14 protein-coding genes are annotated in these 18,532 nt (G+C 57.8%); 7 read left to right on the top strand and 7 right to left on the bottom strand.

Going from position 1 to position 18,532, the window contains the following annotated elements; translation table 11 throughout:
- Positions 1-65: 65 nt before the first annotated feature.
- A complete protein-coding gene (gene nifJ, locus RTM13_RS01950) occupies positions 66-3,590 on the bottom strand; it encodes a pyruvate:ferredoxin (flavodoxin) oxidoreductase (RefSeq protein WP_312209662.1) in 3,525 nt (1,174 codons plus the stop codon).
- A 425-nt stretch (positions 3,591-4,015) separates the two neighbouring features.
- Here nifJ and RTM13_RS01955 point away from each other — a divergent pair, with 425 nt between their 5' ends.
- Together RTM13_RS01955 and RTM13_RS01960 are read left to right on the top strand one after the other, a co-directional pair.
- On the top strand, positions 4,016-4,210 hold the full coding sequence (locus RTM13_RS01955) for a cold-shock protein (protein ID WP_312210118.1): 195 nt from the start codon (positions 4,016-4,018) through the stop codon (positions 4,208-4,210).
- A gap of 140 nt (positions 4,211-4,350) precedes the next feature.
- Positions 4,351-4,617: a DUF333 domain-containing protein gene (locus RTM13_RS01960; protein ID WP_312209664.1), complete on the top strand. Its 267-nt coding sequence runs from the start codon at positions 4,351-4,353 to the stop codon at positions 4,615-4,617.
- Here RTM13_RS01960 and hslJ read toward each other — a convergent pair whose 3' ends face one another.
- Positions 4,618-5,040 (bottom strand): heat shock protein HslJ, encoded by a 423-nt coding sequence (gene hslJ / locus RTM13_RS01965; protein ID WP_312209666.1) that lies wholly within the window; start codon positions 5,038-5,040, stop codon positions 4,618-4,620.
- 115 nt (positions 5,041-5,155) lie between these two features.
- Positions 5,156-6,145, bottom strand: a complete 990-nt coding sequence (locus RTM13_RS01970) for a 2-hydroxyacid dehydrogenase (RefSeq protein WP_312209668.1) — start codon at positions 6,143-6,145, stop codon at positions 5,156-5,158.
- A gap of 123 nt (positions 6,146-6,268) precedes the next feature.
- Here RTM13_RS01970 and zinT point away from each other — a divergent pair, with 123 nt between their 5' ends.
- From zinT to RTM13_RS01985, 3 genes are all read left to right on the top strand, one after another.
- Complete coding sequence (zinT, locus tag RTM13_RS01975; protein ID WP_312209670.1) at positions 6,269-6,919, top strand: metal-binding protein ZinT; 651 nt, start codon at positions 6,269-6,271, stop codon at positions 6,917-6,919.
- An 89-nt stretch (positions 6,920-7,008) separates the two neighbouring features.
- Positions 7,009-9,645 carry a YdbH family protein gene (locus tag RTM13_RS01980; protein ID WP_312209671.1) on the top strand — a complete coding sequence of 879 codons (2,637 nt, stop codon included), beginning with the start codon at positions 7,009-7,011 and terminating at the stop codon, positions 9,643-9,645.
- Positions 9,642-9,824, top strand: a complete 183-nt coding sequence (locus RTM13_RS01985) for a YnbE family lipoprotein (protein ID WP_312209673.1) — start codon at positions 9,642-9,644, stop codon at positions 9,822-9,824. Before RTM13_RS01980 ends, RTM13_RS01985 begins: the two co-directional genes overlap by 4 nt.
- 33 nt (positions 9,825-9,857) lie before the next feature.
- Here the strand turns inward: RTM13_RS01985 and RTM13_RS01990 are convergent, their stop codons facing one another.
- Both RTM13_RS01990 and RTM13_RS01995 read right to left on the bottom strand, forming a co-directional pair.
- Positions 9,858-10,985: a CocE/NonD family hydrolase gene (locus tag RTM13_RS01990; RefSeq protein WP_312209675.1), complete on the bottom strand. Its 1,128-nt coding sequence runs from the start codon at positions 10,983-10,985 to the stop codon at positions 9,858-9,860.
- A 122-nt stretch (positions 10,986-11,107) separates the two neighbouring features.
- Positions 11,108-11,989: a LysR family transcriptional regulator gene (locus RTM13_RS01995; protein WP_312209676.1), complete on the bottom strand. Its 882-nt coding sequence runs from the start codon at positions 11,987-11,989 to the stop codon at positions 11,108-11,110.
- A 110-nt stretch (positions 11,990-12,099) separates the two neighbouring features.
- Here RTM13_RS01995 and RTM13_RS02000 point away from each other — a divergent pair, with 110 nt between their 5' ends.
- Positions 12,100-13,374, top strand: coding sequence for an MFS transporter (locus RTM13_RS02000; protein ID WP_409456026.1), 1,275 nt, complete (start codon positions 12,100-12,102; stop codon positions 13,372-13,374).
- Here the strand turns inward: RTM13_RS02000 and RTM13_RS02005 are convergent.
- Positions 13,340-13,492 (bottom strand): Hok/Gef family protein, encoded by a 153-nt coding sequence (locus RTM13_RS02005; protein WP_072015212.1) that lies wholly within the window; start codon positions 13,490-13,492, stop codon positions 13,340-13,342. The two genes, RTM13_RS02000 and RTM13_RS02005, sit on opposite strands and share 35 nt — an antisense overlap.
- Positions 13,493-13,760: 268 nt before the next feature.
- Positions 13,761-14,366: an FMN-dependent NADH-azoreductase gene (gene azoR, locus RTM13_RS02010; RefSeq protein WP_312209678.1), complete on the bottom strand. Its 606-nt coding sequence runs from the start codon at positions 14,364-14,366 to the stop codon at positions 13,761-13,763.
- Positions 14,367-14,568: 202 nt separating this feature from the next.
- Between azoR and hrpA the strand changes: the two genes are divergently transcribed.
- Positions 14,569-18,471, top strand: coding sequence for an ATP-dependent RNA helicase HrpA (gene hrpA / locus RTM13_RS02015; RefSeq protein WP_312209680.1), 3,903 nt, complete (start codon positions 14,569-14,571; stop codon positions 18,469-18,471).
- The last annotated feature ends 61 nt before the right edge of the window (positions 18,472-18,532 follow it).

Raw genomic sequence — 18,532 nt, forward strand, 5'->3', positions numbered from 1 at the left:
GGGCAGGTCGACACAGGAGAGATTATTACACGTTTTGCCCGGCAATGCCGGGCAAAAACAGGGTCTTATTCCGCCTCGCTCTTCTCCGCTTTTCCAGCCAGCTGCGCCAGGAAGTCATAGCGTTTTTGCAGATCGGCGGTGGCATCCTTCCACAGCTGCTCTGCCACCTCCGGCTGCTGGGCGTTAAGGCGACGGAAACGCTGCTCTTTCAACAGCGTGTCGGCCAGCGCATCTGACGGCGGACGGGAATCCAGTGCCAGCGGCAGCTTGCCTTCGTCGGCGCGACGCGGATCGAAGCGGTAGAGCGGCCAGAAGCCGGTGGCCGTGAGCTGGCGCATCTGATCGTGGCTGAGGGCCAGATCGTAACCGTGCTCTTCACAAGGGCTGTAGGCGATAATCAACGACGGACCCGGATAGGACTCTGCCTCCTGAATCGCCTTCACCGTCTGGTTAAGCTGCGCGCCAAGTGAAATCTGCGCCACATAAACATGGCCGTACATCATCATGCTGACGCCCAGATCCTTACGCGCCTTGCGTTTGCCGTGCTCGCCAAACTTGGTCACCGCCCCAAGCGGCGTCGCCTTCGAAGCCTGGCCGCCGGTGTTGGAGTAGCACTGGGTATCCATCACCAGAATGTTGACGTTCTCCGTCAGGCTCAGGACGTGATCCAATCCGCCAAAGCCAATATCGTAAGCCCAGCCGTCGCCGCCAATCAGCCAGATAGATTTCTCCACCAGCGCATCGGCATCCGTCAGCAGCTCTTCGGCTCCCGCTACGCCGCTTAGATGCTGGCGCAGGGCGGCAACCTGTTCCCGACGAACCTCCGGCGTCGCTTCTGCATGCAGAGCGGCGTTAAGCTCGGCCGGGATCGCCTCGGAGAAGGTCTCCAGCAGACGCATCACCCGCTGGCGATGCTGGTCAACGGTGAGGCGGAAACCCAGTCCGAACTCGGCGTTATCCTCAAACAGCGAGTTAGCCCACGCCGGACCGCGCCCGTTGGCATCGGTGGTGTAGGGGGTAGAGGGCAGGTTGCCGCCGTAAATTGAGGAGCAACCGGTAGCGTTAGCAATCAGCATCCGGTCGCCGTAGAGCTGGGTTAGCAGCTTGATATAAGGCGTTTCACCGCAGCCGGAGCAGGCTCCGGAGTACTCAAACAGCGGAGTAATCAGCTGCGAGGTGCGAATGTCGATACGCTCCAGCTTGCTGCGATCGATCTCCGGCAGGTCGAGGAAGAAGTCATAGTTAACCTTCTCCTCCTCTACGTGCTCAAGGCGCGACATCATATTGATGGCCTTGATCTCCGGGTTCTGGCGATCTTTGGCCGGGCATACCTCTACGCAGAGGTTACAGCCGGTGCAGTCCTCCGGGGCGACCTGCAGGACGTACTTCTGGCCACGCATATCGCGGGATTTAACGTCCAGCGACTGCAACGACGCCGGGGCGTTCTCCAGCGCTTCAGGGGAGACCACTTTCGCGCGAATGGCGGAGTGCGGGCAGGCGGCGACGCAGTGGTTACACTGGGTACAGATCTCCGGCTTCCAGATAGGGATCGCTTCGGCAATGTTGCGTTTTTCCCAGCGGGTAGTGCCCATCGGCCAGGTGCCGTCCGGCGGCAGGGCAGAGACCGGCAGCGCATCGCCCAGCCCGGCCAGCATCGCGGCGGTGACGGTTTTCACAAAGTCCGGTGCGGCGTCGCTAACTACCGGCGGGCGGTACGGGCTGGTGGCATTAACCTGCTCCAGCGGCACTTCAAACAGCGATTCGCGGGCCAGCGCCAGCGCCTGCCAGTTACGCTCGACCAGCTCCTGGCCTTTGCTGCTGTAGCTTTTGGCAATGGCCCCCTGCAATGCTGCCAGCGCGGTATCGCCAGGTAAAATCTGCGTCAGATGGAAAAACGCCATCTGCATAACGGTGTTGATTCGTGCTGCCAGGCCGCACTCGCGGGCAATCTTCGCTGCGTTGATAATATAGAAGCGGGCCTGCTTCTGGTTAAGCACCGCCTGCACCTCCTGCGGCAGTCGTGCCCAGACCTCATCGGCGCTGTAGGGCGTATTGAGCAGGAAGATACCGCCGGGTTTCAGGCGTTCGGCCATCTGGTACTTATCGATAAACTGTAGCTGGTGGCAGCCAACAAAATCCGCCTGCGAGATCAGATAGGCGGAGCGAATCGGCTGCTCGCTGACCCGCAGATGGGAGACCGTCAGGCCACCAGCTTTTTTTGAGTCGTAGACGAAATAGCCCTGGGCATACCACGGCGTGGCATTACCGATAATTTTGATATTGTTTTTGGTCGCCGAGACGCTGCCGTCGCTGCCAAGCCCGTAGAACAGCGCCTCAAGCTTAGCGCCTGAGGGCAGGGTATTTTCCGGCAGCGGCAGGGAGAGGTTGGTGACATCATCATAAATGCCGACGGTAAAGCGCGGCCTGGGCTTGTCCGCCCGCAGCTCGTTAAAGATAGCCAACACGCACTCCGGGCCAAACTCTTTTGAAGAGAGGCCGTAACGCCCGCCGATCACCCGCGGCAATGTGTCGCGCTCGCCCTGGTTAAAGGCCTCTGCCAGCGCGGTCATGATATCCAGATAGAGCGGCTCCGCCTGCGCACCTGGCTCTTTGGTGCGATCCAGCACGGCAATGCGCTGGGCGCTTTGCGGCAGCGCGGCCAGCAGATGCTGTGCCGATAAGGGGCGATAGAGGCGCACCTTCAGCACGCCGACCTTCTCATTGCGGGTTAACAGCTCATCAACCACCTCTTCGCAGGTGCCGATTGCCGAACCCATAATCACAATAACCCGTTCCGCCTGCGGGTGGCCGTAGTACTCAAACGGTTGATAGCGGCGGCCGGTGGCCTCGGCAAAGTCGTTCATCGCCTGTTCAACGCGATCATAAACCGCGTTGTACCACGGGTTGGTGGCCTCGCGAGACTGGAAGTAGGTGTCCGGGTTGGCAGAGGTACCGCGAATTACCGGGTGCTCCGGGTTCAGAGCGCGAGCGCGATGGGCCGCGATCTCATCGGCGGGCAGCAGGCTGCGGATGGTCTCATCAGCCAGCGGCACGATTTTGTTGATCTCGTGAGAGGTGCGGAAGCCGTCAAAGAAGTGAATAAAGGGCACCCGGCTCTTCAGGGTGGCAACGTGGGAGATCAAGGCGAAATCCTGCGCCTCCTGAACGCTGCCTGCACAGAGCATGGCGCAGCCGGTCTGGCGTACGGCCATCACGTCGGAGTGATCGCCAAAGATAGAGAGCGCATGGGTGGCAACGGTGCGGGCGGCAACGTGCAGGACAAAGGGCGTCAGCTGACCCGCCAGCTTGTAGAGGGTTGGGATCATCAGCAGCAGACCCTGTGACGACGTAAAGGAGGTCGAAAGCGCCCCCGTCTGCAACGCGCCGTGTACGGCGGCAATCGCGCCAGCTTCGGACTGCATCTCTACCACCCGAGGCGTATCGCCCCACACGTTCTTCAGCCCGTTGCCGGCCCAGGCATCTGCCTGCTCGGCCATCGTCGAGCTGGGAGTTATCGGGTATATGGCGATAACTTCGCTGGTCCGGAACGCCACCGAGGCGACCGCGCCATTACCATCAACTGTGATCATAAGTTTGCTCTCATTGCTTAAATGTTCACTCTCTCACTCCAGTATAGACAGCCGTCCAGGAGCGGTTTTTGATCTGAAAGTGAAGATATCGCAAAATGTCGGGCACCATTTTCCCGTACGTAGCACTGCAAAACTATTTCAATTTACCCCTTGCACTGTGCGGATAATCATGCGTTAATAGCCTAACGATGTAGCACTGAAACTATCTTTGTACTCTACGAAACCCTCTCACTGTTTGTATCTTCTGATATTTCCCTGTAGATGTTTTCCCCGCTGATAAAAAATTTATTCAGCCTGTAACTTTCTCTGCATCTTTCTCTGCGAATACGATAACTACCGCTATACTTTTAATGGGAATCAGCGGGTTAAGGCAGGCCCAAACGGCCAGCTCTCGTTGAGCATAATTATGAAAAAAGGACACTATTATTACTAATCACATTCATTTCCGATGCCCATGTTGTCATGGGTCACAATACAGAACCTCACATTTTGACGTTAGCGAAGCTAATCCCTTCGGCGCAAAATGTATTTTTTGTAAATCATCCATGGTCATTCTGGATAACGTCTCAGCACCTCTCTCCGCTGCCCATGTAGCGCTGGATTTACGCACCCCGGCGTAAACCGCTTCATCAAACCTGTGGCATAGCGCCAGCATTGTAAAAAACGCTATGCCGGACAGAAAACCCGCATCCTCCTCTCGACGTCAGGCGCTACGCTGCCTATTATGCATAGGTTTTGCTAACTCAGAGAGGGAGAAGAAATGCGTACAGCGTTATGGGTAGGGTGTGCCGTCTGGTTACTTTCGGCATGTAGCAGCGAGCCTGTACAGCAGGCCACGGCAGCACACGTTGCGCCGGGTCTGAAGGCTGCGATGTCAAGCTCGGGGCAGGCCAACTGCGCCATGATTGGTGGTTCGCTCTCAATTGCCCGTCAGCTCGATGGCTCCGCCACGGGCATGTGTGCGCTGCCTAACGGTAAACGCTGTAGCGAGCAATCTCTTGCCACAGGCACCTGCGGCAGCTACTGATCACTGCGCCGCGTCAGCCAGCTTATAGATTAGAGTCTGATCCGCCGTTGTCAGCGTCAGTTGACTATCGGTAAGGTCTACCTGCGCGCCCTCTTTAAGCAGGGTGCCAATAACGGTATCCAGTTCGCTGCGCTGCGGATCGGCGCAGGCCATGCGAGTCATTACCAGCTCTTTCGCCGACAGCTCGCCGCTGGAGAGCTTTGCCTGGCCGGAGAAGCGGTTGCACATGCTGCCGGAAATGGCCATTTTCTCCCCGAAGCGCAGCTCGGGTGGATTCTCGCCCGGCGTAACAGCGGTGCCGTTAACGTTTTCCAGCACGAAGCGGTGGCCGATGAGCTGCTCGCTGGTCACGGAGACCTTTCCGTCCCGCACGCAGCCTGCCAGCAGAACACACAATGCGGTTAATGCCATAACTCTTTTCATACTGATTCCCTGAAGATTCTCCGTGGTAATTTCTATTTTATCAGTACGGTGGAGGAAGTCTTGCGGGATAGTCTGAAACTCCCTCCGTACACGGAGGGAGGCACTTATTACCTGTTTAGACCAGGGCGTTAGGGCATTGGCCGTCGTTTTCCAGCTGGCGGAGGTTCTCCAGGGTCGTTTCCGAGATGCTGATCAGCGCTTCGGCGGTTAAAAATGCCTGATGACCGGTGAACAGCACATTATGGCAGGCGGAGAGGCGGCGGAAGATATCATCCTGGATCACGTCGTTCGACTTATCTTCAAAGAAGAGATCGCGCTCGTTCTCATACACGTCCATACCCAGCGCACCAATCTTCTGCGTCTTCAGCGCTTCAATGGCCGCCTGGGAGTCGATCAGCCCGCCGCGGCTGGTGTTGATGATCATTACCCCATCCTTCATCTGCGCAAAAGAGTCGCGGTTAAGCAAATGGTAGTTATCTTCCATCAGCGGGCAGTGCAGGGTGATCACGTCGGCGTTGGCAAACAGCGTCGGCAGATCGACATACTCGACGCCTAACTCCAGCGCCGCTGCGCTCGGATAGGGATCGGACGCCAGCAGGCGCATACCAAAGCCTTTCAGGATCCGCAGGGCGGCAATGCCGATTTTCCCGGTGCCGATGACGCCTGCGGTTTTACCGTGCATGGTGAAGCCGGTCAGGCCCTCCAGCGAAAAGTTAGCGTCGCGGGTACGCTGATAGGCGCGGTGAATACGGCGGTTAAGGGTCATCATCATGCCCACTGCATGTTCAGCTACCGCCTCCGGGGAGTAGGCCGGGACGCGAACCACGCGTAGCCCCAGCTCTTTTGCCGCGTCGAGATCGACGTTGTTAAAGCCAGCGCAGCGCAGGGCGATAAACTTTACGCCTTGCTTCTTTAACTCTTCCAGTACAGGTCGGCTGCCGTCATCGTTAACAAAGATGCACACCCCGTCACAGCCGTGGGCCGTTTTCGCCGTTTTTTCCGTTAGCAGGAAGTCGAAGAATTCAAGATCGTATTGATAGCTCTCGTTAACCTGTTGCAGGTACTTTTTATCGTACTGCTTAGTGCTATATACAGCGAGTTTCATAGGCTGTTCTCCAGTGATTTAGGAGTAATTATAGCCATTTACCATACTGCTTAACATAAGAATTGATGTTCATAATGTTATAATATAACATCTCAATTCTTAACATGGATTGAGGGTAGAATTTTGGCTAACCATTTTGGAAAACTTGCAGTCGCTCTGGGAACGTTATTAATGGGGGGGCAGGCGCTGGCGCACGGTCACCATTCGCACGGCAAACCGCTGACGGCGCTGGAGCAAAAAGCCGCCGAGGGCGAGTTCGATGATAAAGACGTTAAAGCGCGCGAGCTGAGCGACTGGGACGGCATGTGGCAGTCCATCTATCCCTATCTGCTGAGCGGCGATCTCGATCCGGTTTTCAAAAAGAAGGCTGAGAAAGAGAAAGGTAAAACCGCTGATGAGATTAAAGAGTACTACCGCAAGGGGTATATTACCGACATCGATACGCTGGGCATTGAGAACGGCGTGATGGAGTTTCATACCGGTGACAAGGTAAGCAGCTGTCAGTACGAATCTGCGGGCTATAAAATTCTCACCTACGCCTCCGGCAAAAAGGGCGTGCGCTATCTGTTTGAGTGTAAAGACGCCAGCAGCAGCGCGCCGAAGTTTGTACAGTTCAGCGATCACACTATCGCCCCACGCAAGTCAGCGCACTTCCATATCTTTATGGGCAACACCTCGCAGGAGGCGCTGCTGAAGGAGATGGACAACTGGCCAACCTACTATCCGTATCAACTCAGCAAGGAGCAGGTGGTCGACGAGATGCTGCACCACTAAAAGTAAGGGCCGTTGATAGTATGTAATCAACAGCTTAACGTGGCACAATGGCGGCAGTTTGGGTTACTTTTCGGGACGCTGACTTGCCCATGAAGGGTAAATATAAAGCCGCCATTGCGCTTCTCCTGCTGTTGATACTGCTGCCGCTGACGCTGCTGCTTACGCTCGCCCAGTGGCTGCCGGGGCTTGCGGGTATCTGGCTACCCGCAGGTACCCGTATCATGCTGGAGGCCAGCCCGCGCCTGACCCGGCACGCGCTGCAAATCCCCGATCTGCGTTATCTGGTGGGCGATTGCCCCCTGGCGTGGATCCAGAACGCAGAGATCACCCATCCCAGCCGTTGGCAGCTGACGATCGACGCGGTCGATCTCAACCAGACCTGTCTTGAAAAGCTCCCGCAAACTGAACCCTCAACCGCCGCGCCGCGCACCCTGGCCGAGTGGCAGGCTATGCTACCCTATGCATGGGTTAACGTTGATAGAGTGACAGTGTCACCTTTTCAGGCGTGGCAGGGGGCACTCTCCCTCTCGTTAACCCCAAAGGTTCAGCAGCTGCGCTATCGCGGGGAGAGACTTACGCTTGATGCCACCCTGCGCGGGCAGGTGTTGACGCTCAACGAGCTGGCGCTCTCTCTGCTCGACGGTCAGCCGCCGATCGCGCTGTCGGGAGAATTTACCCTGCCACGCCTGCCTGCAGGTGCACCCGTTAATGGGCGGGCTACCGCGACGCTCAGCCTGCCGCAGGTCCCGTCTCCCGTTGATGCCGAGCTGGAGTGGCGGGATAACACAGGCCAGCTGATTGTCATGGCCAGGGACAACCCCGATCCGCTCCTTGATCTACCGTGGCAGGTGACCCGTCAGCGTTTGACGATTAGCGATGGCCGCTGGCAATGGCCGTATCAGGCAGGCGTTCCCCTTAGCGGGCGCGTTGGTGTGCAGGTGAAAAACTGGCAGCAGGGGTTGGAGAAGAGTGAAATTAGCGGTCGGCTGAACGTGCTAACCCAGGGGCAGGCTGGCAAAGGCAATGCGGTGCTGAGCTTTGGGCCAGGACACCTGAGCACAAAAGAGAGCGCGATGCCGGTCCAGCTCACCGGCGAGGCGAAGCAGGGCGATCTAATCTTCTATGCCGTGCTGCCTGCCCAGCTAACCGGCTCCCTGGCCGAGCCGCAGCTGCGCTTCTCTCCCGGCGCGCTGCTGCGCTCCCGCGGACGAGTCATTGATTCCCTGAATATTGATGAGATTCGTTGGCCGCTGGCCAGCGTCACGCTGACCCGCCAGGGCGTGGGCGGTCGACTACAGGCTATTCTGCGGGCCCATGAGGCGCAGCTGGGAGATTTTGTGCTGCATCTCGACGGTCGGGCGCAGGATTTTCTGCCGGATAACGGGCTGTGGCAGTGGGCCTACTGGGGCGACGGCAACTTTACGCCGATGCAGGCGCGATGGGATGTTAAGGGCCGGGGCGAGTGGCATGACAGCGAGATCGTCCTGACGGATCTCTCTACCGGTTTCGATAAGTTACAGTATGGCAGTGTGCAGGTTCGCCAGCCCCGGCTGGTGCTTGACGCGCCCATTCGCTGGTCGCGCGATCCGCAGCATCCACACTTGAGCGGTGCGCTGGCGCTGGACGCGCAGGAGACCTCTATCAACGGCGGCGGAGCTTTACCTCCCTCAACGCTTAAGTTCAGCGTCGAGGGCAGCGATCCGACCCTGTTTCAGTTCAAGGGCGACCTCCATGCGGCGGCGATCGGACCGGTACGGGTCAACGGACGCTGGGACGGGGAGCGCCTGCGGGGGCTGGCCTGGTGGCCTCGTCAGCCGCTAAGCGTTTTTCAACCGCTGGTGCCGCCCGACTGGAAGATGGATCTGCGCGACGGCGAGCTCTATGCCCAGGTCGCCTTCTCCGCTGCGGCGGAGCAGGGATTTGAAGCCGGTGGCCACGGGGTGATCCGTCAGGGCAGCGCCTGGCTGCCCGATAATAAATTTAACGGCGTCGACTTTATCTTACCTTTCCGTTTTAGTGAGACAGGCTGGCAGTTTGGCACGCGTGGGCCGGTGTCCCTGCGCATTGCTGAAATTACCAACCAGGTTACCGCCCGCAATTTTACCGCCGATTTGCAAGGGGCTTACCCGTGGCACGAGGATAATCCGCTGCTGCTCAGCGACGTCAGCGTCGATCTGCTGGGTGGCAAAGTGACCATGCAGCAGTTGCGGATGCCCCAGCACGATGCCGCGCTGCTACGCCTGCAACATATCTCCTCAAGCGAGCTGATTACCGCCCTGCATCCGAAGCAAATTGCGCTCTCCGGGCCGATCAATGGCGCGCTGCCGCTGTGGCTTGAACATGAGAAGTGGCTGATTAAGGATGGCTGGCTCAACAGTCCTGCCGCGCTGACGCTGCGTCTTGATAATGATACCGCCGACGCGCTGGCGAAGAAGAATATCGCGGCAGGGGCAGCCATTAACTGGCTGCGCTATATGGAGATCTCGCGCTCGTGGACTACGCTCAATCTCGACAATCAGGGGGCGCTGACGCTTCAGGCGACGCTGCACGGCACCAGCTACGCCGAGGGGAAGCGCAACACCGTGAATCTCAACTACCATCATGAAGAAAACGTCTTCACCCTGTGGCGCAGCCTGCGCTACGGCGACAACGTAGAGACATGGCTTGAACAGCATGCGGCGCTGCCGGGCTGTTCATCCAATCGAGGATGTAAGGAAAAAGAATGAAGATCCTAAAAGTCTCTTTTGGCCTGCTGCTTCTGCTAACCCTGAGCGGCTGCACGCCGCGTATCGAGGTGGCCGCCCCTAAGGAGCCAATCACCATCAATATGAACGTGAAGATTGAGCATGACATCAACATCAAGGCGGACAAAGAGGTGGAGGCCTTGCTCAAGGAGCAGAAATAGCGGACCCAGGCAAGCCTGAGTCCTGGCTAATGGCTATTTCAGGTTCTCTCTGAAGAAGTTTTCAAGGCGATCGAAGGGAATTTTATCTGTTTTGTCATAGAGATCGACGTGATCGGCACCCGGTACGATCACCAGCTCTCTCGGATTGCTGGCAGCATTATAGACATCCTGCGAATAGTAGAGCGAGTGCGCGTTCTCGCCAGCGACCAGCATCAGCGGACGAGGCGCAACCATATTGATATTCGCCATCAGTGGGAAGCTGAAGAACGCCATCGGCGTCGTGGCCGTCCATGCTCGAGTAGAGTTGATGGATCGCGGATGGAAACCACGCGGCTTGCAGTAGTAATTAAAGAAGCTGACTACCACCGGGTCGGCATCTGCTGGCAATGAGTCCGGGAACAGGCGCGCACTTTTGATAACCTTGCCGTCAGCATCAAAGGGTACCTCATGATAGCCACGGGCAAAGCTGCCGCTTTCAGCATCAGCCCAGCGCTGCTGGCTAAGATAGTCGATGACCTTGTGGCGCTGCTCCAGGGTATAGCTATCTTTATAGCTCCGACTCATGCTGCGGGACATATCGTACATAGAGGCGGTAGCCACGGCTTTAATACGCGAGTCGCTCGATGCCGCCGTGATAGCCATTCCGCTCAGCCCGCAGATAGCCATCGCGCCAATACGCTGGCGATCAACGCCGGGCAGAAGACCAATAAAATCCACCGCCGCACTGAAGTCTTCAGTAAAGATTTCCGGCGAGGCGGTATCTCTGACGGCGCCTCCGCTTTCACCGGTGAAAGAGGGATCGAATGCCAGGGTGATAAACCCACGCTCGGCCAGCGTCTGGGCGTAGAGGCCAGAGGACTGCTCTTTCACCGCACCAAAAGGGCCGCTCAGAACAATAGCGGGCAGCTTCGCGCCGGTACGGCTCCTGGGCTGATAGAGATCGGCTGCCAGCGTGATGCCGTAGCGGTTACCAAAGGTCACTTTTTCATGATCGACCCGGCTGCTTTTAGGAAAAGTTTTGTCCCATTCTGATGTAAGCGTTAAGGCTTGCCCCGCCTGCACGGTTGCTGGACGTTGCGCAAAAGCCGCGGGCATACCGAAGGCCCCGGCTGCGCCAGCTACCATTGATGCCTGCAAAAAAGATCGACGTGATGAATTCATGGCCCTGTGCTCCTCTGCGTATATTTCGTTGAGAGGAGAGTAGCCACAAGCATTGCTGAGATAAATTGGGGTTAGCTTCAAGAACCGTTGAGTTTATTTCAGCAATGGCGAGAGGTGTGGGTCTATTTCCCTTTATAACGCACGGCGTTGACGAAGGCGGCAAAAGCAGGGGAGGTATCGCTGCGGTTAGGGTAGTAGAGATGAAATCCGGAAAAGTAGGGGCACCAGTCCACCAGAACCTCCTGCAATTGCCCGTTATCAATATAGGGTTTCGCCATAAAGTCGGGAACACAGGCCAGGCCGATACCATCCAGCGCGCCGTTGAGAATATGAATATTGCTGTTAACCGTCAGCTGGCCGTTAACCTTAACGCTCATGCTTCGGCCCTCTTTCTCAAACTCCCATGCATAGACGCTCCCGCCGATAGAGTGGCGGATATTAATACACTGATGCTGAGTCAACTCCTGCGGGTGAACGGGCACGGAGTGCCCGGCAAAATAGGCGGGAGCGGCAACCACCGAGAGCCGCCAGTCGGGACCAAGCCGGACGGCAATCATATCCTGACTAATAGACTCTCCCAGCCGGATCCCCGCATCAAAACGCTGTTCGACAATATTGGTAAATCCGTAATCAATAGCAATTTCGACATTAACGTCAGGGTATTCTCTGAAAAACGCGGGCAAGGCCGGGCGGAGAAGCTGTTCAGCGGCGTCATCGGAACAGGTGATCCTGATGGTTCCCGCAGGCTTGTCCCGCAGCTCGCCAATTTTGTCAATTTCTGCGTTAATCTGCTCAAACAGTGGTCCCACCGACTGCATCAGCCGCTCTCCCGCCTCGGTGGGAGCAACGTTACGGGTGGTTCGCGTTAGCAGCCTCACCCCCAGGCGCGCTTCAAGGTTTTTTAGGGTGTGGCTCAGGGCCGATGGGCTGACGCGAAGGCGTGCCGCGGCTCGGGTAAAGCTCTTCTCTTTGGCCACTGCCAAAAAGGCCAGGATGTCATTCATCTTATTATCCATCGTCATTGCTGAGCATAATTCACAAGTACATAAAAATTACCCTATCTAATTAAAAGACACTAGCTGATTTAGGATCGTTATCTCATTTGACGCAGGAAATTAAGATGGTCCATCAGCAACAAAATCACCCCCATACGCCGCCAGCATGGGGCGCTATCTTCTCCATGGCACTGGGCGTTGTCGTCCTGATTGCCTCTGAATTTATGCCGGTAAGCCTGCTTACCCCTATTGCCAGCGATCTCACCTTAAGCCAGGGGCAGGCGGGGCAGGCTATCTCCGTGTCGGGTCTGTTTGCTGTGATAACCAGCCTGCTTAATACCCCTCTCACCGGGCATCTTGACCGTAAAAAGGTCCTGCTGGCGTTTACGTTATTGCTAACGGTTTCGGGCCTGATGGTCACGTTTGCTATCAACGGCATAATGTTTATGGCTGGTCGGGCGCTGCTGGGCGTAGCGATCGGCGGATTCTGGTCAATGTCTACCGCCACCGTGATGCGTCTGGTTCCGGCCCACGCTATTGCCAGGGGGCTGGCGCTGATCAACGGGGGAAACGCGCTGGCGGCAACGGTGGCTGCGCCGCTGGGAAGTTTCCTCGGCCAGTATATTGGCTGGCGCGGCTCCTTTTTTGTTGTAGTGCCGCTGGCGGTGATGGCGTTCATCTGGCAGTGGCGAAGCATCCCCGCGATGCCGGGCACTAAAAAGCAGGCAGGCTCAGGGAATCCTTTTGCGCTGCTGCGTATCCCTCAGGTTTCTCTCGGTATGACCGGGATCGTGTTTCTGTTCATGGGGCAGTTTGCGATATTTACCTATCTCCGTCCTTTCCTCGAGGAGGTCACTCGGGTCTCGGTGACGCAGCTTTCGCTGACGCTGCTGGCACTGGGCCTGTTTGGCCTGCTGGGCACCTGGGCAATCGGCCATCTGCTTCAGACCCGCATGTACGCCTGGCTGATCTCAATTCCGCTGATGATGGCCCTGCTGGCAGGGCTGCTGATTGTGCTGGGAAGCACGTTTCCGGCCGCGGTGACGCTGCTTGCGCTCTGGGGATTAATTGCCACTCCGGCACCGGTAGCATGGGGATTATGGTTAAGCCGCGCCGTGCCTGACAACGCCGAGGCGGGCGGAGGCTTGATGGTGGCGGTGATCCAGCTAGCCATTACCCTTGGCGCAGGAGTCGGCGGGATGCTGTTTGACGCCGTTGGCTGGTGGAGCCCGTTTGCCTTCGGCCTGCTGCTGCTGATCGGCTCGGCGCTTGCCGCATGGCTGGCATACCGGGAGTGGAAAGGGTGCGTTGAGGTCAAACCCGATCTGGCTGTTGCGGGGATTGCTCCCCGCATGAAAGCTACTTCTTCGATTCGTAAGCGAGAACAGCTTTAAACTCCATACTACGCTGCTTAAAGCTCAGCTCACACAGCGAGCCGCGCACCATCAGCGTAAATCCCAGTGCCGTACCGCATAGCACTATGATTGCCACAAGGGCATATTTCGTCGGCATGTTATTGCCTCCATGCAAAGAAGGGGCTAACATCCAAACTGTCGGGTTTGGTCGTTAGCCTCAGGTTGATAGAAATATCTCCTGGGGCTTTCAACTTTTTGGACTCCCGACATGCCTGAAGCCGCAAAAAGCCTCAAGCACCCAGCAGCATTCTAACGACGGGTGGCGCAGTGGGGATAACGGCGTAAGGGATTTGCGGCGCGGCTCGGAATAAAGAGAGCGGAAAGGGTAGATAAACCCCCTCTGCCGCAGCAGAAGGGGAAAATGCTTAGGCGGTAACGATGCTGTCGATAGCCGCTTTAGCGTCAGACTGCGCTTTGGTCGCTACTTCCGGACCGTAGGCAATGCCTTCGGCGAACACGAAGTTCACGTCAGTGATGCCGATGAAGCCCAGGAACAGCTTCAGGTACGGGGCGATCAGGTCGGACGGGGTATCCTTATGGATGCCGCCACGGCTGGAGAGCACAACCGCACGCTTGCCGGTTACCAGGCCTTCCGGACCGTTTTCGGTGTAGCGGAAGGTCACGCCGGCACGGGCAACCAGGTCAAAGTAGTTCTTCAGCTGGGTCGGGATGTTGAAGTTATACATCGGGGCCGCCAGCACAATCACGTCATGGGCTTTCAGCTCGGCAATCAGCTCATCGGAGAGCGCCAGCGCTTCCTGCTGACGCGGAGTCAGCGGCGCATCGCTCGGGCGCAGCGCGCCAACCAGCTCACCGTCCAGAACCGGAATCGGGTTAGCAGCCAGATCGCGTACGGTGATCTCATCCGCGCCGTTCTTTTCACGCCACTGATCGACCAGATAGTCAGCCAGCTGACCAGACTGCGAGTACCCTGCCAGAATACTGGATTTAAGAACTAATACTTTGCTCATGGGTGTTTCCTTTGTTGTATTTGATGAGGTTCGCCCCCAAGTAATTGCTTGCCACTTTATTCACAAATCAGCGCCTTGAATAGCGCAATATATCGAAGCCTACATTCGAATTTTTTGAATAAGTCAAAGCGAGAACGGATGTGGTACTCTACACTCAACGTAAAAGCGAGATTTTACTGGCAGTACCCTGCCCGATAACACTATGACAGAACAACAGAAATTATCCTTCGCCGACCTCAACAATCACCTCGACAACCTGATGTTCCGGGATCGGCAGCGCTTCGCCCGCCGCCTGCATGGGGTGAAGAAGGTTAAAAATCCTGAATCACAGCAGGCTATCCTGCAAGAGATGGCGCAGGAGATCGCCAAAGCCGCGACAGTTGTTGAGCGGCGCGCGGCGGCACGCCCGGAGATTAGCTATCCGGACAATCTGCCGGTTAGCCAGAAGAAGCAGGATATTCTGGAGGCGATCCGCGATAACCAGGTGACGATTGTCGCCGGTGAGACCGGTTCCGGTAAAACCACTCAGTTGCCAAAAATCTGTATGGAGCTTGGGCGGGGCGTGAAGGGTCTGATCGGCCATACCCAGCCGCGACGTCTGGCGGCTCGCACCGTGGCAAACCGCATTGCCGAGGAGTTGAAAAGCGAGCCGGGCGGTGCGATTGGCTATAAGGTGCGCTTTAGCGATCACGTCAGCGAGAACACCATGGTCAAGCTGATGACCGACGGTATTCTGCTGGCCGAGATCCAGCAGGATCGCCTGCTGATGCAGTACGACACCATCATCATTGATGAGGCGCACGAGCGCAGCCTGAACATCGATTTTCTGCTGGGCTACTTCAAAGAGCTGCTGCCGAAGCGCCCTGATCTGAAGATCATCATCACCTCGGCGACTATCGATCCAGAGCGTTTCTCACGCCACTTTAACAACGCGCCGATTATCGAAGTTTCGGGCCGTACCTACCCGGTTGAGGTGCGCTATCGTCCCATCGTTGAAGAAGCGGATGATACCGAGCGCGATCAGCTCCAGGCAATTTTCGACGCGGTAGACGAGCTGGGCCGCGAAAGTCCCGGCGATATCCTGATCTTTATGAGCGGCGAGCGCGAAATTCGTGACACCGCCGACGCGCTTAACAAGCTCAACCTGCGCCATACCGAGGTGCTGCCGCTCTATGCGCGTCTGTCGAACAGCGAGCAGAACCGCGTCTTCCAGCCGCACGGCGGACGGCGCATTGTGCTGGCCACCAACGTGGCGGAAACCTCGCTCACCGTGCCGGGCATCAAATATGTAATCGATCCAGGCACGGCGCGTATCAGCCGCTACAGCTATCGCACCAAGGTGCAGCGTCTGCCGATTGAGCCGGTTTCGCAGGCGTCGGCCAACCAGCGTAAAGGCCGCTGCGGCCGTGTGTCGGAAGGGATCTGTATTCGTCTCTACTCCGAGGACGATTTTCTCTCGCGTCCGGAGTTTACCGATCCGGAGATCCTGCGCACCAACCTCGCGTCGGTGATTTTGCAGATGACCGCCCTCGGGCTGGGCGACATCGCGGCATTCCCCTTTGTCGAAGCGCCGGACCGCCGCAATATTCAGGATGGCGTGCGCCTGCTGGAGGAGCTGGGAGCCATTACCACCGATGAGAGCCAGACCGCCTACAAGCTCACCGCCCAAGGGCGTCAGCTGTCGCAGCTGCCGGTGGATCCGCGTCTGGCCCGTATGGTGCTTGAGGCACAGAAGCTGGGCTGCGTGCGTGAGGCGATGATCATCACCTCCGCGCTCTCCATTCAGGATCCGCGTGAGCGGCCGATGGATAAGCAGCAGGCGTCCGATGAGAAACATCGCCGCTTCCACGACAAAGAGTCTGACTTCCTCGCCTTTGTAAACCTGTGGAACTACCTTGGCGAGCAGCAGAAAGCGCTGTCATCAAACCAGTTCCGCCGTCTCTGTCGCACCGACTACCTCAACTACCTCCGGGTGCGCGAGTGGCAGGATATCTACACCCAGCTGCGCCAGGTGGTGAAGGAGCTGGGTATTGCGGTCAACAGCGAGCCAGCAGAGTACCGTGAGATCCATATTGCGCTACTCACCGGTCTGCTGTCGCATATCGGCATGAAGGATGCCGACAAGCAGGAGTTTACCGGCGCGCGCAATGCTCGCTTCTCCATCTTCCCCGGCTCCGGCCTGTTTAAAAAGCCGCCGAAGTGGACGATGGTCGCCGAGCTGGTCGAGACCAGCCGCCTGTGGGGGCGTATCGCCGCGCGTATCGATCCCGAGTGGGTCGAGCCGGTGGCCCAGCATCTGCTCAAGCGCTCGTACAGCGAGCCGCACTGGGAGCGGGCCCAGGGTGCCGTGATGGCGACGGAGAAGGTTACCGTCTACGGCCTGCCGGTGGTCGCCGCGCGCAAGGTTAACTACAGCCAGATCGATCCGGCGCTCAGCCGCGAGCTGTTTATCCGCCATGCGCTGGTAGAGGGCGACTGGCAGACCCGGCACGCCTTCTTCCGCGAGAATCTGAAGCTGCGCAGCGAGATTGAAGAGCTGGAGCATAAGTCGCGCCGTCGCGATATTCTGGTGGATGACGACACGCTGTTTGAGTTTTACGATCAGCGCATCAGCGTTGATGCTATCTCAGCCCGCCACTTTGACAGCTGGTGGAAAAAGGCCAGCCGCGAGACGCCAGATCTGCTCAACTTTGAAAAGAGCATGCTGATTAAAGAGGGCGCGGAGCAGGTCAGCAAGCTGGATTACCCCAACTTCTGGCACCAGGGCAACCTGAAGCTGCGCCTGAGCTACCAGTTTGAGCCGGGCGCGGACGCCGACGGCGTAACGGTACATATTCCGCTGCCGCTGCTCAACCAGGTAGAGGAGAGCGGCTTCGAGTGGCAAATCCCTGGCCTGCGCCGGGAGCTGATTATCGCCCTGATCAAATCGCTGCCAAAACCGATCCGTCGCAACTTTGTGCCCGCGCCCAACTACGCGGAGGCGTTTCTGGGCCGCGTCACGCCGCTTGAGCTGCCGCTATTGGATGCCCTTGAGCGCGAGCTGCGCCGCATGACCGGCGTCACCGTCGATCGCGACGCGTGGCAGTGGGAGCAGGTGCCTGACCATCTTAAGATCAGCTTCCGCGTGGTGGATGACAAAAACCGCAAGCTGCAAGAGGGGCGTGATCTGACGGCGCTGAAGGAGAGCCTGAAGGGCAAAGTGCAGGAGACGCTCTCGGCGGTAGCCGATGACGGCATCGAGCAGAGCGGCCTGCATATCTGGAGCTTCGGCACCCTCGCCCAGAGCTATGAGCAGAAGCGCGGCAACTATAAGGTGAAGGCCTGGCCGGCGCTGGTGGACGAGCGCGACAGCGTGGCGATCAAGCTGTTCGATAACCCGCTGGAGCAGGAGCAGGCCATGTGGCGCGGCCTGCGCAGACTACTGCTGCTCAATATCCCGTCGCCGATTAAGTATCTGCACGAGAAGCTGCCTAACAAAGCCAAGCTGGGACTCTACTTTAACCCCTATGGTAAAGTACTGGAGCTGATCGACGACTGTATCGCCTGCGGCGTGGATAAGCTGATCCACGAGGCGGGCGGCCCGGTATGGACGGAAGAGGGTTTCGCGGCGCTGCATGAGAAGGTTCGCGCCGAGCTGAACGACACGGTGGTAGAGATCGCCAAACAGGTAGAGCAGATCCTGACCGCGGTGTTCAATATCAACAAGCGCCTGAAGGGGCGCGTGGATATGACTATGGCGCTGGGACTGTCGGATGTGAAGGCGCAGATGTCAGGTCTGGTCTATCGCGGGTTTGTCACCGGTAACGGCTTTGCCCGCCTGGGCGATACCCTGCGCTATTTGCAGGCCATCGAAAAACGGCTGGAGAAGCTGGCGGTGGATCCGCACCGCGATCGCGCCCAGATGCTGAAGGTGGAGCAGGTTCAGCAGGCGTGGCAGCAGTGGTTGAACAAGCTGCCGCCCAATCGCCGTAACGATGACGACGTGCAGGCGATCCGCTGGATGATCGAGGAGCTGCGGGTCAGCTTCTTTGCTCAGCAGCTGGGGACCCCGTACCCGATTTCAGATAAGCGCATCTTACAAGCGATGGAGCAGATCTCCGCCTAACCCCAAGCCCGGTGGCGCTGCGCTTACCGGGCCTACGGAGCCTGCATACCGTGTAGGCCCG

The organism is Pseudescherichia sp. (assembly GCF_031979925.1).
In the GTDB taxonomy this organism is placed as follows: Bacteria; Pseudomonadota; Gammaproteobacteria; order Enterobacterales; family Enterobacteriaceae; genus Pseudescherichia.